Annotated in this window: 1 pseudogene; it reads left to right on the forward strand. The window is 62.7% G+C overall.

The window, feature by feature from the left end:
• Positions 1-262 (forward strand): annotated as a pseudogene (locus tag EN804_RS36105) (chemotaxis protein); the annotation flags it as partial.
• Positions 263-308: the final 46 nt, after the last annotated feature.

A 308-nucleotide genomic window follows, 5' to 3' on the forward strand; every position in this document is an offset into this window, starting at 1 on the left:
GATCAAATCCGCTAACGAGATCGTCAGCAAGATCGCCCACTCGGCAGCCGAGCAGGATACGACGCTGCGCTCGATCTCCTCATCGCTCAACCAGCTCGACGTCGCCACCCAGCACAATGCGGCCATGGCGGAAGAAACCACGGCTTCGGCGGAAGCGCTTGCCGTGGACACCGAGGAACTGCTGAACCTCATCCGCGGCTTCCGCGTGTCGTCCGGTCACCAGCTTCATGCCATGGCGCATGAGCTGCGCATGGCGGGGTGATACGCCGCAAGACTATCGATGAACAAAGGCGCCGGGGAACTCCGGC

It is taken from the genome of Mesorhizobium sp. M8A.F.Ca.ET.161.01.1.1 (assembly GCF_004792105.1).
Lineage (GTDB): Bacteria > Pseudomonadota > Alphaproteobacteria > Rhizobiales > Rhizobiaceae > Mesorhizobium.